The sequence below is a fragment of the Pseudomonas sp. PIC25 genome (assembly GCF_002286785.1).
GTDB lineage: Bacteria > Pseudomonadota > Gammaproteobacteria > Pseudomonadales > Pseudomonadaceae > Pseudomonas_M.
Genome location: NZ_MUJY01000098.1, coordinates 1 through 15,963, shown reverse-complemented (window position 1 = coordinate 15,963; position 15,963 = coordinate 1). Strand labels below are relative to the sequence as shown.

Below are 15,963 nucleotides of genomic sequence, written 5' to 3'. Positions count from 1 at the left end.
TCCATGACCACTGCCTACTGCTTCGATCTCGACGGAACCCTGACCCGTCAGGAGCTGCTGCCGTTGATCGCGTCCTCCGTCGGGCTCGAAGACGAGATATCCGTTCTCACCGAAGCCACGATCAGCGGCGTGCTGCCTTTCGACAAATCCTTCAAGCTGCGTGTCCGTCTGCTGCGCGATGCCAAGCTGGACTGGATCCACGCCGCGCTGTCCGAACAGGTGGAGTTCGACCGCCATATCCTTGACTTCATCGCCAGCCGGCCGGAGCGGTGCTTCGTGGTCACCGGCAACCTGGACATCTGGGTCAAGCCGGTACTCGACCGCCTCGGCATCCAGAGCTTCACCTCCACCGCGCGCCTGGAAGACGGCCGCCTCGACGGTATCGCGCACATCCTGCACAAGGGCGATGCCGTCAGCAGCCTGCGCGACCGCTTCGAGCGGATCATCGCCGTCGGCGACGGCATGAACGACGTGCCCATGTTCGAAGCCGCCGACTGGCGCATCGCCTTCGGCGGTACCCACTCGCCCAATCGCCTGCTGGTCAAGCTGAGCGATTTCGTGATCAACGACGGGAATGCCCTATGTCGCCTATTAAACATGTTGTGATCAGTGCCGCCGGTATCGGCTCGCGCCTGGGGCTGAACAAGCCCAAGTGCATGGTCGAGGTGGCTGGACGCACGTTGCTCGACTACCACCTGGAGCGCCTGGCCTGGGCGGAAACCATCTGGCTGGTGGTGGGCTTCCAGGAGGAGGACGTGATCGACCACGCCATGTCCCTGCGGCGCGACCTGATCGTCGTGCGCAACCCCGACTATGCCCGGACCAACACCCTGCAGAGCATTCACCGCGTGTCGCGGCACCTGAAGGAACGCTTCCTGGTGATCGATGCCGACACCGTGGTGGAAGAGGCGTCCTTCCGCGCCTTCATGGCGGCGGCTGACGAGCATGCGCAACTGATCGGTATTTCCCGCTACACCACCAGCGATGGGGTGCGCGTGCTGCTGGACGACACCGGCGAGGCGGTCACCGGCTTCACCCGCGAACCGCAGCACGCCTGGGAATGGACCGGCATCGCTGTCATTGAGCCGCGCCTGGTGGTGGACAAGCCGATCTACGTCTACCAGGCGATCGAGCCATACCTGCCGATCCGCGCGGCCGAGCTGAAGGCCTTCGACATCGATACCACCGCCGACCTGGACATGGCGCGCCAGGTCATTGCCGGTGGCTGGGAAGAGCGGGGTGAACATGCGTAACGGCCAAAGCGTACCCGCCAAGCGCCGTCTGGCGATTCTCTATCAACTGCCCGAATCCTGGGCCAACGTGCGCAGCGTCTGGGAGGCCGCCCGCGAAGACGCGGACCTCGACGTCATCGTGGTGATGCTGCCGTTCATCCACAAGGACTACCAGTGGCGCCGCGAGGTATCGGAAGCGCATCTGAACGACATGGGCGTGCCGTTCGTGGCCTGGGATGCCTTCGACCTGGACAAGGCGGGGCTGGACGCCGTGCTCTATACCTCGCCCTACGACGAGACCCGCCCGGAAGCCTATCGCTTCGCCAAGCTCCGTCAGCGCGTGCGCTGCACGGCCTATATCCCCTATGGCCTGGAAGTGGGCGGTGGCGAGCACAACTACGTGTACCAGTACGGCCAGCCGGTGACGGCAGGGGCCAGCGCGGTGTTCGTGCGCTCGGAAGGTGTGCGCGAGATGTTCGTCCGCCACTGCCCGAGCGGGGCCCGGCATGTCCATGTCACCGGTCATCCGCGCATGGACGGACTGGTGGACCTCGCGCACTTCCCGGTGGACCCGGCGCTGCGCGAGGCCATCGGTGGGCGTCGCGCGGTGCTGTGGAACGCGCATTTCTCCTTCGACGGCGATCTCTGGTCCACCTTCGACCGGCTGGCCGGTGACATCCTCGACGCCTTCGCCAGCCGCCCCGACCTGGCGCTGCTGTTCCGTCCGCACCCGCTGCTGTGGAAGAAGCTGACCAACCTGAACATCCTCGACGAGGCGGGTATCGCCGCGCTCAAGGACGAACTGCGCGAGCGCGGAGTGGTGGTCGACGAACGCTCCGATCATCGGCACGCCTTCGCCGCCAGCGAGGCGATGATAAGCGATGTCGGCTCCTTCCTGATGGAATACCTGGCCACCGGCAAGCCGGTGCTCTACCTCCGCAACCCGGATGGCCTGGGCCTCAACGAGGAGGGCGCGGCGGTGGTCCGCCATTACCAGTCGGCCAGCGATGCCGCCGGTATCGGCGCGTTCCTCGACCAGCTCCGTCGGGGCGAGGACCCGCTGGGCGCGGACCGGCGCGCGGCGATCGACGAGTTCTTCCACGCGTTCGACGGCCAGGCCGGGCGGCGCGTGGTCGAGGTGCTCAAGGAGCTGATGGCATGACCATGCGTCACCCCTTGGCGGACGTGCAGAGCCAGGCGATCGGCGAGGGCACGCGGATCTGGCAGTTCGTGGTGATCCTGGCGGGCGCCTGCATCGGTCGCGACTGCAACATCGCCGCGCACTGCTTCATCGAGAACGATGTGGTGGTGGGCGACCGGGTCACGGTGAAGTGCGGCGTGCAGTTGTGGGATGGGCTGCGGGTCGCCGACGACGTGTTCATCGGGCCGAACGCCACCTTCACCAACGACCGTTTCCCGCGCTCCCGGCAGTGGCCGGAACGCTTCCCCGAGACGCGCATCGAGCGCGGTGCCTCCATTGGCGCCGGCGCGGTGATCCTGCCCGGGCTGACCATCGGCGAGCGGGCCATGGTCGGAGCCGGCGCGGTGGTGACCCGGGACGTGCCGGCGCTGGCGCTGGTGGTTGGCAACCCTGCACGGATCGTGCGCTACCTGGATGACGACGATGCATCGCTTTCTTGATCTGCAGGCCCTCAACGCACGCGACGAGGCGGAGCTGACCGACGCCTTCGTGCGGGTGCTGCGCTCCGGCTGGTACGTGCTGGGCCCGGAAGTGGACGCCTTCGAGCGCGAGTTCGCCGAGGCGTGCCGGGTTGCCCATGTCATCGGCGTGGGCAACGGCCTGGATGCCTTGACCCTGATCCTCAAGGCCTACCGCCAACTGGGCCGACTGGCCGAGGGAGCGGAAGTGATCGTGCCCGACAACAGCTTCGTGGCCACCGCCCTGGCCGTGACGGAGGCCGGCTGCGTGCCGGTGCCGGTGGAGCCGGAGGAGGGCAGTTTCCTCATCGATCCGCAGCGGGCGGAAGCGGCCATCGGCCCGCGCACCGGGGCGATCATCGCCGTGCACCTCTACGGGCGGCTGGCCGACATGGACCGGCTGCGTAGCCTCGCCGATCGCCACGGCCTGCTGCTCATCGAGGACGCCGCCCAGGCGCATGGCGCCTTCGATGCCGCTGGCCGTTCGGTGGGCACGCTGGGCGATGCGGCGGGCTTCAGCTTCTTCCCGGTGAAGAACCTCGGTGCCCTGGGCGATGCCGGCGCGGTGACCACTCAGGATGCGCAACTGGCCGAGGCGGTGCGCCGCCTGCGCAACTACGGCTCCAGCGAGAAATACGTGCATGCGGTGAAGGGCGTGAACTCGCGCCTGGACGAATTGCAGGCGGCGTTGCTGCGGGTCAAGCTGCGGCGCATGGCCGACGATGCCGAGCAACGCCGTGCCCTGGCGGAACGCTACCGGGCGGGCATCCGCAACCCGCTGATCGGCCTGCCGCAGGCGGGCGAGCCGGCGGCAGGCCACGTCTGGCACCTGTTCGTGGTGCGCTGCGCCCGGCGCGATGCGCTGCAGGCACATCTGCACGCCTGCGGCATTCCGACCCTGATTCACTACCCAATCCCGATCCACCGACAGGCGGCCTACTCGGAACTGGCCGCCCATGCCTTGCCCATCGCCGACCGGCTGGCCGGGGAAGTCCTCAGCCTGCCGCTGTACCCGGGCATGCCCGAGCCCCTCGTCGAGGCGGTGATCGATGCCTGCAACCGTTTCGCCGGCCACGCCTCACAGGCCGAGTCCAAGGAGCCGACATGTCACTGAAAGACTGCAAGATCATCGACTTGCCGAAGATCGAGGACCCCCGCGGCAACCTCACCTTCATCGAGGCCAATCACCATGTGCCATTCGGCATCGAGCGGGTCTACTACCTGTACGACGTGCCGGGCGGCTCGCACCGCGGCGGTCACGCGCACAAGGGGCTGCACCAGTTGCTCATCGCCATGTCCGGCAGCTTCGACATCCTCCTCGACGACGGCCGGACCCGCTTCAAGTACCACATGAACCGCTCCTACTACGGGCTCTACATCCCGCCGATGATCTGGCGGGAGATCGACAACTTTTCCAGTGGTTCGGTGTGCATGGTCCTTGCGTCCGAACACTATGACGAAGATGACTACTACCGGGACTACGAGACGTTCCGGGCCGTGGTGACGGGGTCCCTTGCATGACAGAACTCAATCGACAAACCCCCGCGATCGGGCGCCTGCTCGATGGGCTGGGCCGGCTGAGCGAGGCCAAGGCCCGCCGCCGGACGCCGAAGGCCCCGGCGGTCGATGTCACCGTGGCGGTGATGTCCTACAACAACGCCGCCTACCTGGCGCAGACCATCGATTCGGTGCTGGCCCAGGAGGGGGTGCGTTTCGAGTTGCTGGTGTTCGACGACTGCTCGCCGGACAACAGCGTGGAGGTGCTGGAACGCTACCGCCAGGACCCGCGTTTCCGCTATCAGGTCAACCCGCGCAACCTGGGTATGATCGGCAACTACAACCAGTGCCTGCGCGCGGGGGCCGGCCGCTACGTGGTGGTGCTGGGCTCCGACGACCTGATCTACCCCGATCACCTGCGCAGCCTGGTCGAGGCCATGGATCGGCATCCCCATGTCGCCCTGGGCTACACCCAGTGCATGTGGATCGACGAGCAGGGCAAGGTGATCAAGCACGCCGTGCACCCAGGCCACCGCGCCGGCAGTTACGTCGGTGGTCGCGACGAGTTGGTCGATCTGCTGCGCTACGACAACTACATCACCCCGTCGGCGGCGATTCTGCGGCGCAGCATCCTGCCCAGCCTGACCCTGCCGGATGGCGGCATCCATCGCGCCGACATGCTGGCCGGCGATTGGGAACTCTGGACCCGCATGGCCCAGGTGGCGCCGGAGTTCCTCTTCCTGCATCAGGCGACGGTGGGCTATCGCGTCCACGGCGGACAGATTTCCAAGGGCTTCTACGCATCCGACAAGCCACTGGCCGAGCACACCGAAATCCTCGAGCTGAACCTGGCCGTGCCGGGCTCGCGCCAGCGCATGCGCCAGGGCGCGGCGGGCATCTGGGAGCTCTATCTGCGCCGCTTCGCCGCCTACCCGGCCGACGTGCAGGCGCGTTTCGAGGCGCGCAAGGAGCGTATCCGCCAGGCGCTGTTCGAGGCTGCGCTGGATCAGGAAGCCGAGTCCGAGGTTCTGTTCTCCGTCATCCTGACCACCTTCAACCGTCCCGAGCTGTTGGTGGATGCCCTGGCCAGCCTGGCGCGGCAGACCCTGAAGGACTTCGAAGTCATTCTGGTCAACGACCACGGCACGCCGGTGGAGTCGCTGCTCACCGGTTTCGACTTCCCGATCACCTATCTCTACCAGGGGCGCAACCGTGGCCTGTCCGCGGCGCGTAACGCGGGGCTGAAACAGGCCCGGGGGCGTTACATCGCCTACCTCGACGACGACGATATCTACCTGCCCGAGCACCTGGCGAAGCTGGCCGCGGTGCTGGAGCGCAACCCCAACGCCGTGGCGTACAGCGGCGTGGTCTACGTCCGCGAGCGCCTGGAAGAGGGCGCCCGCATCGAGCTGGACCGCTCCACGCCGTTCCTGCACAGCCAGTTCGACCGGGAAAAGCTGTTCGTCCAGAACTACATCCCGGTCAACACCTGGGTGCACCCGCGCGCGATGCTGGCGACGGTGGGTGAGTTCGACACCGGCCTCACCGCGTTCGAGGACTGGGACATGCTGCTGCGCCTGGCGGCGCGCTACCCGGTCGTGCACATGCCGGAGATCACCGCGGAGGTTCGGGTACGCGAGGGCGCCGGGGCGTCCGGCGACCACATGCTCGGACGCGAGCGGAAGAACTTCGGTGCGCTCTACCAGGAAATGTATCGCCGCCACTCCGATCTTGGCAGCGAGCGCGTGAGGGCGGGCCGGCGCCAACTGCTGCAGCAGATGGGCGTCGGCGACGGCGGGCGCAGCCGCCAGGCACCGAGCCTGGAGGACTGGCTGAAGCGTCGCGCGCTGACGCCGGTCCAGCGGCGCCTGATCGAACAACGCCTGGCCGAGCAGGGCGATGGACCGGGCTTCGGCCTGGTGCTGCTCGATCTGGAAGGCGACCGTGCCCGGCTGGGGGCGACGCTGGGCTCGCTGGAGGCAGGTTTCTACCGCAATGTCCAGGTCGTGGTGCTGTCCGTCGCCAGTGCCGACGACCTCGCCTTCAGCGGCGGCGACGTGCTGACCGTCACCCCGGAAAACTGGGTCGACGGGCTGAACCAGGCCCTGCTCGGGATGAGTGCCGATTGGATCGGCCTGGCCCGCGCCGGCGACGAGTTCACTCCGGGCGGCCTGCTGATGGCCGGCCTGGAGCTGCTCAACGCCCCCGAGTGCCGGGCCATTTATTGCGACGAGCTGTACCGCCAAGGCGACGGCACCCTGGGGGCGGCCTTCCGCCCGGCGTTCAACTTGGATTACCTGCTCGGCTTCCCGGCCGGCATGAGTCGCCACTGGCTGTTCCGCCGCGATGTGGCGGTCGGGGCAGGGGGATTCGATCCGGCGTTCCGCGACGCACCGGAATTCGAACTGATCCTGCGCCTGATCAACCTGGGCGGGCTGGACGGGTTGGGCCATGTGCCCGAGCCGCTGTTGATCGGCACACCGCCGACGCTCGGCAATGTGGAGGCCGAGAAGCAGGCTATCGTCCGGCACCTCGAACTGCGCGGCTACCAGTCCGCCCAGGTCACATCGCCGCAGCCGGGGCGCTACCGCATCGACTACGGTCATGCCGAGCGTCCGCTGGTTTCGCTGCTGATCGAGGCCGGCGAGCGCCTGCCGCAGTTGCAGCGGTGCGTGGAGAGCGTGCTGGAGACCACCGGCTACTCGCCCTACGAAATCCTGCTGCTGGAAAGCCACCCGCAAGCCGAGGCGGTGAGCGCCTGGCTGGCTGCCCTGGCCGGGCTGGGCGAAGAGCGCATCCGCATCGTGCGCAGCGCCGACGGCTCGGCCGGCCTGGCGGACCTGTTCAACCTGGCGGCCGGGCAGGCGCGTGGCGGCTACCTGCTGCTGCTGTCCCCGGATACCGCGGTGGTGGAGGGCGACTGGCTGGACGAGCTGGTCAACCATGCCCAGCGTCCCGAGGTCGGCATCGTCGGCGGCAAGCTGCTCGGCGCCGACGGCAAGATCGCCCAGGCCTGTTCGATCCTCGGCCTGGAAGGGCCTGTGGGGCGCCCGTTCGTGGGCGAGCCGCTGGATGCGCCCGGCTACCTGCATCGCTTGCAGGTGGCGCAGAACTGCAGCGCCGTCAGCCGCGACTGCCTGATGATCCCGGCCGATCTCTATGCGGAGCTGGGCGGGCTCAGCGAGGCGGACGTTCCGCTGCGCTACGTCGATGCGGACCTCTGCCTGCGCGCGCGCCAGGCCGGCTACCTGACGGTCTGGACACCCTACGCCAAGCTGATGCTGGACCGCGCCGACGAAACCCCCGCGACGCCGGAAGAACAGGACGCCATGTACGCCAAGTGGCTGCCGCTGTTGGCGCGCGACCCGGCCTACAACCCCAACCTGTCGCTGGCGCAGCCGGGCGGCTTCAAACTGGCCGATACCCAGCTTTCCTGGCGGCCGCTGTCGTCCTGGCGACCGCTGCCAGTGGTGCTGGCGCACCCGGCGGACCCGTTCGGCTGCGGTCATTACCGGGTCATGCAACCGTTCCAGGCCCAGCACCAGGCGGGCCTGATCGAGGGGGCGCTGTCCATGGGGCTGATGCACGTCACCGACCTCGAACGCTACGACCCCGATGTGATCCTGCTGCAACGGCAGATCGGCGAGGAGCGCCTCGACGCCATGCGGCGGATGCAGATTTTCTCCAGGGCCTTCAAGGTCTACGAGCTGGACGACTATCTGCCCAACCTGCCGATCAAGAGCGTGCACCGGGAGAAGATGCCCAAGGACATTCTCCGTTCGCTGCGTCGCGGCCTGGGCTACGTCGACCGCTTCGTGGTCTCCACTGAGGCGCTGGCCGAGGCGTTCGCCGGCCTGCATCCGCAGATGCGGGTCATCGAGAACCGCCTGCCGGTGCCCTGGTGGGGCGGGTTGAAAGCCGAGCGGAGGGTCGGCGAGCGGCCCCGGGTCGGCTGGGCCGGCGGTTCGAGCCATACCGGCGACCTGGAAATGATCGCCGACGTGGTCAAGGAGCTGGCGGGCGAGGTCGACTGGGTATTCTTCGGCATGTGCCCCGAGGCGATCCGTCCCTACGTGAAGGAAATCCACAAGGGCGTCGCCATCGAGCAGTATCCGGCGATGCTCGCCAGCCTGAACCTGGACCTGGCCATCGCCCCGGTGGAAGAGAACCTGTTCAACGAGTGCAAGAGCAACCTGCGTCTCCTGGAGTACGGCGCCTGCGGCTTCCCGGTGGTGTGCAGCGATCTGCGCTGCTACCGGGGCGACCTGCCGGTGACGCGGGTGAAGAACCGCTTCCGCGACTGGGTCGAGGCGATCCGCATGCACCTCGCCGACATGGACGCCACCGCAAAAGCCGGCGATGCGCTGCGCAGCGTGGTGCTTTCGGACTGGATGCTGGAGGGCCGTAACCTGGAAGCCTGGCGTTCCGCCTGGCTGCCGGACTGATGCACAGCAGATCGTAAACCGGCCCTGAGGCGAAGCCCCCACGATTGCGTGGGGCTTCGCGTCGCCAAGGCCATTGCCTTGGCGTCGGGCCCAGGCAGTAGACTGGGTGGCCAATTCCTCCGGGAAAGAACGCCGCCAACTGCCGTGGGGGCCGATTCGATCGTGCCAACGGTGGCGGCGATGCCTGTATGCATAAGGAACCGTCCATGTCCCTGCCCATCCTCGACAAAGGCCTGCCCCAGGGCGGCCGTCGGCTGCTGAGCGACGTCAGCCTGCCGGCCTTGGTCATCCATAACGATGCCCTGGAACACAACCTGCGCTGGATGCAGCGCTATGCCGAGCAGCACGGCCTGCTGCTGGCGCCCCACGGCAAGACCACCATGACCCCGGCGCTGTTCCAGCGGCAGCTCGACCAGGGCGCCTGGGGCATCACCCTGGCCACCGCCGTGCAGTGCCGCGCCGCCCATGCCCATGGGGTACGCCGCCTGCTGCTGGCGAACCAGTTGGTCGGTGCGCCCAACATGGAGCTGGTGGCCGAGTTGTTGGGCGATCCCGGGGTGGATTTCCACTGCCTGGTCGACCACCCGGACAACGTCGCCGAACTGGGGCGCTTCTTCGGCGAGCGCGGGCTGCGCCTGAACGTGATGATCGAAGTCGGCGTGCCCGGCGGTCGTTGCGGCTGCCGCAGCGCGGAAGAGGCGCAGCGCCTGGCCGAGGCGGTGGCGGCCCAGCCAGCGCTGGCCTTGACCGGCATCGAAGGTTACGAGGGGGTCATCTACGGCGAGGACAGCGCTGGGAGCGTTCGCGATTACGCCGAGCGACTGGTGGCCATCGCCGTCGGCCTGCTGGAGCGCGGCCTGTTCGCCCTCGAGAGGCCTATCGTCACGGCTTCCGGTTCGGCCTGGTATGACCTGATCGCCGAGGCCTTCGACCGCCACGACGTGCGCGAGCGTTTCACCGGCGTGTTGCGTCCGGGGTGCTATGTGGTGCATGACCATGGTCTCTACGGCGAGGCGCAGGCGGCAGTGCAGGCGCGCCATCCGGATTGGGACGCGCCACTGCGTCCGGCGATGGAGGTCTGGGCCCATGTGCAGTCGTTGCCGGAGCCGGGTCGGGCCATCGTCGCCCTGGGCAAGCGCGACATCGCCTCCGATGCCATGCCGCAACCGCTGCGGCGTTACCGATCCGGCAGCACGGTGGCCGAGAACGTCAGCGCCTGGCGGGTGAACAAGTTGATGGACCAGCATGCCTTCATGGACATCCCCGTCGACGCGGTGCTGCATGTGGGCGACATCATCGCCTTCGGTGCCTCCCATCCCTGCCTGACCTTCGACAAGTGGCGGCAGATCTGCCTGGTGGACGCGGAGTTGCAAGTCATCGAGACCTTGCCCACGTTCTTTTGACGGGGCGGGCGCTTCGGACCGTGCCATTGGGCGAATGAATCGCCCTATAGAAGTCTGGGCTACGAATCTGTGGGAGCGAATTCATTCGCGAAGACGGTGTAAGGCTATCGCGAATGAATTCGCTCCCACAGGAAACACTGTGCGGTTTCTCGAGCTCTTGTAGGGGCGCCCAGCGGGGTTTCGCCGGGCGAACGCCTGTATCTGCGAACACTGCCCACGACGAGCCAGCAGGCTGGCCTGACAGGCCGGCGCGCTGGCGTTCGGGGTCAGGCCTTGGCCCAGTGCTGGGAGAGGTTGATGAAGTCGAGCAGTTCGCGCAGGCGGCCGTGGTCGCGGCCGTTGAAGGTGAAGGCCAGACGGGCCAGATGGCAAAGCTCCGGTTCGTCCTGCTCGGTTTCGCAGGAGGGCTGCTGTTCGAAGGTGCCGCTGAGACAGAGATCGGCGAAATTCTCCCGCAGTTCCGCCAGCGCCGCGTCGCTCAGCGGGTGGTTCATGCGCACGACGAACAGGTCCTTGACCCAGCGGCTGGAGTGGAAGTTGCGGTAGAACTGGGCGATTTCCTCCGCGGCATCCTCGGCGCTGTGCACCAGGCGGATCAGGTGCATGTCGCTGGGCAGGATGTAGCGGTTTTCCTCCAGTTGGGCGCGCATGAATTCCAGGGCATGCGTCCAGTAGGTGCCGCCGGGTTCGTCCAGCAGGACCACCGGGACCAGCGGGCTCTTGCCGGTCTGGATCAGGGTCAGCACTTCCAGCGCCTCGTCCAGGGTGCCGAAACCGCCGGGGCAGAGCACCAGGGCGTCGGCCTCCTTGACGAAGAACAGCTTGCGCACGAAGAAGAAGTGGAACGACAGCAGGTTCTCCGTGCCGTCCACCGTGGGGTTGGCATGCTGCTCGAAGGGCAGGGTGATGTTGAAGCCGAGGCTGTTGTTCAGGCCGGCCCCTTCATGGGCGGCCGCCATGATCCCCCCACCGGCGCCGGTGATGACCATCATGTCGTAGCGCGCCAGGGTGGCGCCCAGTTCGCGAGCCAGGGCGTACAGCGGGTGTTCCAGCGGCGTGCGCGCCGAGCCGAACACGGTGACCTTGCGGCGCCGCTTGAACTGTTCGAGGCGGCTGAAGGCGTGCTCCATCTCGCGCAGGGTCTGCAGCATGATCTTGGCGTCCCAGCGGTTGCGGTCGGCCTGGGCCATGCGGATCACGGTGAGCAGCATTTCGCGGTAAAGCGGCAGGTTGGGGCTGGTATCGGGGACGGACAGGGTGACCAATTCGTCGATCTTGCTGGCGAGATCGACCCCGCTGGTCTGGAAGTGGCGGGAAAGGTAATCGTCCGGTTCGTAGGGCATTCGACTTCTCCTTGTACATCAGGGAATGTTGGACACCGGCGAAGCGGCGTCTACTCCCCAGGGCTGCCGCCGTCGCGGTGCGAATGCACCGGAGTGCCGACAGTTTCTGCATTATGCCGCAGGCGCCAGCCGAAGCTGGCGATCGGGCCGGCCGCACAGGGCACGGCGACGCCGGCGGAGTTGCCAGGAACCGTCGGCGTCATTCAGAGGGCTATCTGTTCTCCTGGTTCAGGGATATTGGCGATCCAATCGAGGCGCTCGCGCAGGACGGTTTGCAGAGCCTGCATCTTTTCGAGTTCCCCATGCACCAAGTAAAGCTCAGGATGGTGATCGAAGTGTTTCACCCATTCGAGCAGTTGCGATTGCCCGGCATGCGCCGAGAAGCCGCCGAGGGTGTGCACCTTGGCTTTCACCGCGATGCGCTGGTGCAGCACGCGCACGGTGCTGGCTCCTTCGACGATGGCGCGGCCGAGGGTGCCCTTGGCCTGGAAGCCGGGGAACACGATGTGGCATTCCTCGCGCCAGAGGTTGTGCTTGAAGTGCTGGACGATCCGCCCGCCGGTGCACATGCCGCTGCCGGCGATGATGATGGCGCCGCGCTTGATGCGGTTGATCGCCATGGATTCTTCCGGCGTCGGGGTGGTGCGCAGGATCGGCAGCCAGTCTTCCACGCGCTTGACCCCATGGGCCTGAAGTTCGGCGCGGTCGGCCGGATCGAAAGAACCGTGGTAGCGCGAGTAGATGGCGTTGGCACGGATCGCCATGGGGCTGTCGAGGAACACTGCCTGCTGGGGCAGCCGGCCTTCCTGGTAGAAGCGGCCGAGGTAGTAGATGAGGTCCTGGGTGCGGCCGACGGCGAAGGCTGGGATCAGTACGTTGCCGCCGTCGCGGTGGGCGGCCTGGAGGATCTCGGCCAGCTCGTCCAGGGTGTCCGCGCTGCAACGGTGGTCGCGGTCGCCATAGGTGGATTCGAGCAGCACCACGTCGGCGCGGGTGAGGATGGCCGGGTCCTTCATCAAGGGCGAGCAGGTGTTGCCCAGGTCGCCGGAGAACACCAGGTGGCGGGTGATGTGGTGGTCCTGCACCGCCAGTTCGACGATGGCCGAGCCGAGGATGTGGCCGGCATCGTGGTAGGTCACGCTCACGCCCTTCGCCACCTCGTGAGGCTGACCGTAGGGCAGGGGGTGGAGACGCTTCAGGGTGTGCTCGGTGTCGGCCACGGTATAGAGCGGATTGACCGGCGGCTTGCCCAGGCGGGCGCGCCACTTGCTTTCCCACTCGGCGTCCTTTTCCTGGATATTGGCGGAGTCCAGCAGCATCAGTTCCATCAGGTCGCAGCTCGCCTCGGTGGCGAAGATCGGGCCGCGATAGCCCTTGGCAACCAGCTTGGGCAGCAGCCCGGTGTGATCGAGGTGGGCGTGGGAAATCACCACGGCGTCCAGGGTCTTCGGATCGAAGGCAAAGGGCGCGCGGTTGCCTTCCTCTTCTTCGCGGCGCCCCTGGCGCATGCCGCAATCGAGCAGTACCCGCGCGCCGTCGCGGCTTTCGATCAGGTAGCAGGAACCGGTGACCTGTTGGATGGCACCGAGGAAACTGAGCAAGGCCATGGCTACTTCCTTCTATGTGATGTCTCGATAGCCTGTCAGCGCCATCGCGGGGCCGTGTTGATGCACATCAGCATCGGCGTCATGTGAGCTGCCTAGACTTGATCCCATCAACTCACGGAGCCCTCACATGCATCAGATACTGCCGAGCCAGGCCGAGCTGGCCGAACATGCCCGGGCCGAGCCAATCTTCGCCGCCTGGCAGGCGGGCTACGGTCCCTTTCAGCATAGTGCCGAGACCCAGGCCGCGGTGTACCGCTTCGCTCACCAACTGGTGCAGGCCGGGCGTCAGCCGGACCTGGCCAGCGTCTACCGCACCCTGCATGCCCTCGACCGGCTGAGCGCCGCCGGCCTCTGGCTGGTGGTGCACATGACCTACGCCCGACGTGTGCGGTTGGATGGCGAGCCGCTGGGGGCCGACGATTTCAAACAGGCACCCGAAGGACATACCGGTGGCGCGCTGAACATGGTCCCGGCCTATGCCGGCTACCTCGCACTCAACGCGCTCAGCGGCGAGACCCGTGGCTGGCTGATGGGCCAGGGCCATTGCGTGGCGGCCATCGAGGCGCTCAACCTGCTCACCGGCAACCAGCATCCGGAACAGGCCGAGCGCTATGGCTTCGACGACGAAGGGCTGAACCGGCTGGTACAGGACTTCTATAGCTACGCCCAGGCGCCGGACGGGGCGCCCGGCGTACCGTTGGGCAGCCACGTCAACCCGCACACCGCCGGCGGGATCGCCGAGGGCGGTTACCTCGGCTTTGCCGAGTTGCAGTACGCCCACCTGCCGCTGCCCGGCGAGACCCTGGTGGCCTTCCTCTCCGATGGCGCCGCCGAGGAGCAGCGCGGCAGCGACTGGATGCCGCGCTGGTGGCGGGCCGAGGATTGCGGCACGGCGCTGCCGGTGATGATCGCCAACGGCCGACGCATCGAACAGCGCACCGAGCTGGGCACCCACGAGGGGCTGGAGGGTTTCCGCCAGCACCTGCGGCGTTGCGGCTTCGACCCGATCACCTTCGACGGTCGCGACCCGGCGGCCTTCGTCTGCACCCTATGGGAAATGGAGCAACGGCTGGCGCGACGGGTCCAGGAGAAGAACAGCGGCATCCTGCACTATCCCTTGCCTATTCCCTATGCCATTGCCGAGACGGAAAAGGGTTTCGGCTTCTACGGAGCCGGCAGCAACGCCGCCCACAACCTGCCGCTGCCGGGCAATCCCTCCCGCGATGCCGAGGCCAGCCGTCTGTTCAACGAGCATGCCGCGCCGCTGTACGTGCCGCTGGCGGAGTTGGACAGCGCGCGCCAATGCTTCGCGGCCTTGCGCCAGGGCCGCCCGCTGGAGCGCGACAACCTGCTGGCGGTACGCCGGCCGGCGGAGCCGGTGATGCCGGCGCTGCACTACCGGGACGATGTCTGCTCGCCGATGGCGGCGCTGGACCGTTTCTTCGTCGATCTGGTGAAGGCGAATCCAGGGTTGCGGCCACGGGTGGGCAATCCCGACGAACTGGCCAGCAACCGGTTGGGCGGGGTGCTCGACGCACTGAAGCATCGCGTCTGCGAGCCGGAAAATGTCCACGAAGCGCTGGACGGCAAGGTGATCACCGCGCTCAACGAGGAAGCGGTGGTCTCCGCCTGCCTGGCCAACCAGGGCGGGCTTAACCTGGTAGCCAGTTACGAAGCCTTCTGCGTGAAGATGCTCGGTGCGGTGCGCCAGGCACTGATCTTCGCCCGCCAGCAGAAGGAAGCCGGACGCCCGGCCGGCTGGCTCGGCTGGCCTCTGGTGGCCACTTCCCACACCTGGGAGAACGGCAAGAACCAGCAGTCCCACCAGGACACTACCTTCTGCGAAGCCTTGCTCGGCGAGATGAGCGATGCGGTGCGCGTGCTGTTCCCGGCCGATCACAACAGCCTGTTGGCGCTGTTGCCCTCGATCTACCGGGCGAGAGGACAACTGGCCTGCGTGGTGGCGCCCAAGCGCGAGCGGCCGTCGGTGTTCGATCGCGCCCAGGCCGAGCAACTGGCCCGCGACGGGGCACTGGTGGTGGAAGAGCAGGCCGGCAGCGAGCCGCTGCTGCTGATCGCCAACGGCAGTTATCAACTGGCGGAAATGCGTCGTGCCGCGGTGCGCCTGCGCGAGGCCGGTTATCCGTATCGGCTGGTCTACCTGCAGGAGCCCGGGCGTTTCCGTGCGCCGCGCGACCGCCAGGAGCTGGAAGCGGTGGCCGAGCAGGCGCTGACCGAGCGGCTGTTCCCGGACTCTCACGTCCGCCGCGTGCTGCTCACCCACATGCGCCCGGAAGTGGCGCGTGGGCACCTCTGGCCGATCCTGCCGGATGCTGCGAACAGCGCGGTCCTGGGCTATCGCAACCGGGGTGGCACCTTCGACGAGGCGGGTATGCAATTCGTCAACCGCGCCACCTGGGCCAATGTCCTGGCGGCCTGCGCGCGGCTGATGGATGTGCCGCGCACCGCGTTGCTGACACCGGACGAAGCGGCGGCCGTGGCCGGCAAGGGTGATCCACGGGGGTTGCGCTGATACCGGTCTTCGGCTACCGCTAGTCAGCCGCGCTGGCCCACGGCTGTAAAAAGCCGCCCTCCGGCTCTACGCTGAGGATGCCGCTGCTCTAGGGGCTGTACGAAAAGTCGTCGAGCGAAGGTCAGGCTAGGCTCGGCGCCCCCGACAAAAATCGGTGAGGAAGCGGAGTTTACGAGTTGTAAATGAGCATTCCGAACCGATTTTTAACGACGCATCACCGAGCGCAGGCACTTTTCGTACAGAG

General features: G+C 67.0%; 11 protein-coding genes. 9 read left to right on the top strand and 2 right to left on the bottom strand.

Features of this window, described 5'->3' with window-relative positions:
* The first annotated feature begins 3 nt into the window (after positions 1–3).
* The 8 genes from BZL41_RS11780 to BZL41_RS11745 all read left to right on the top strand — a co-directional run bounded on the left by BZL41_RS11780 (position 4) and on the right by BZL41_RS11745 (position 10,236).
* A complete protein-coding gene (locus tag BZL41_RS11780; protein ID WP_095599519.1) occupies positions 4–606 on the top strand; it encodes an HAD-IB family phosphatase in 603 nt (200 codons plus the stop codon).
* Positions 582–1,253 (top strand): NTP transferase domain-containing protein, encoded by a 672-nt coding sequence (locus BZL41_RS11775; protein WP_095599471.1) that lies wholly within the window; start codon positions 582–584, stop codon positions 1,251–1,253. Before BZL41_RS11780 ends, BZL41_RS11775 begins: the two co-directional genes overlap by 25 nt.
* A complete protein-coding gene (locus BZL41_RS11770) occupies positions 1,246–2,394 on the top strand; it encodes a CDP-glycerol glycerophosphotransferase family protein (protein WP_095599470.1) in 1,149 nt (382 codons plus the stop codon). Before BZL41_RS11775 ends, BZL41_RS11770 begins: the two co-directional genes overlap by 8 nt.
* Positions 2,391–2,873: an acyltransferase gene (locus BZL41_RS11765; RefSeq protein WP_218224507.1), complete on the top strand. Its 483-nt coding sequence runs from the start codon at positions 2,391–2,393 to the stop codon at positions 2,871–2,873. The genes BZL41_RS11770 and BZL41_RS11765 overlap by 4 nt, the downstream gene beginning before the upstream one ends.
* Positions 2,857–4,005, top strand: coding sequence for a DegT/DnrJ/EryC1/StrS aminotransferase family protein (locus tag BZL41_RS11760; RefSeq protein ID WP_095599469.1), 1,149 nt, complete (start codon positions 2,857–2,859; stop codon positions 4,003–4,005). The genes BZL41_RS11765 and BZL41_RS11760 overlap by 17 nt, the downstream gene beginning before the upstream one ends.
* A complete protein-coding gene (locus tag BZL41_RS11755; protein ID WP_095599468.1) occupies positions 3,996–4,412 on the top strand; it encodes an FdtA/QdtA family cupin domain-containing protein in 417 nt (138 codons plus the stop codon). The genes BZL41_RS11760 and BZL41_RS11755 overlap by 10 nt, the downstream gene beginning before the upstream one ends.
* Positions 4,409–8,833 carry a glycosyltransferase gene (locus tag BZL41_RS11750; RefSeq protein WP_168190984.1) on the top strand — a complete coding sequence of 1,475 codons (4,425 nt, stop codon included), beginning with the start codon at positions 4,409–4,411 and terminating at the stop codon, positions 8,831–8,833. The genes BZL41_RS11755 and BZL41_RS11750 overlap by 4 nt, the downstream gene beginning before the upstream one ends.
* Positions 8,834–9,039: 206 nt before the next feature.
* Positions 9,040–10,236 carry an amino acid deaminase gene (locus BZL41_RS11745; RefSeq protein WP_095599467.1) on the top strand — a complete coding sequence of 399 codons (1,197 nt, stop codon included), beginning with the start codon at positions 9,040–9,042 and terminating at the stop codon, positions 10,234–10,236.
* A 266-nt stretch (positions 10,237–10,502) separates the two neighbouring features.
* On the opposite strand, the gene BZL41_RS11740 is transcribed toward BZL41_RS11745, so the two are convergent.
* Positions 10,503–11,579 (bottom strand): LOG family protein, encoded by a 1,077-nt coding sequence (locus BZL41_RS11740; protein ID WP_095599466.1) that lies wholly within the window; start codon positions 11,577–11,579, stop codon positions 10,503–10,505.
* A gap of 203 nt (positions 11,580–11,782) precedes the next feature.
* Positions 11,783–13,186, bottom strand: a complete 1,404-nt coding sequence (locus tag BZL41_RS11735; RefSeq protein ID WP_095599465.1) for an MBL fold metallo-hydrolase RNA specificity domain-containing protein — start codon at positions 13,184–13,186, stop codon at positions 11,783–11,785.
* Between the two features lie 127 nt (positions 13,187–13,313).
* Here BZL41_RS11735 and BZL41_RS11730 point away from each other — a divergent pair, with 127 nt between their 5' ends.
* The gene (locus BZL41_RS11730) at positions 13,314–15,719 is read left to right on the top strand and encodes a xylulose 5-phosphate 3-epimerase (RefSeq protein WP_095599464.1); all 2,406 of its coding nucleotides are present in this window, start codon (positions 13,314–13,316) and stop codon (positions 15,717–15,719) included.
* Positions 15,720–15,963 lie beyond the last annotated feature (244 nt).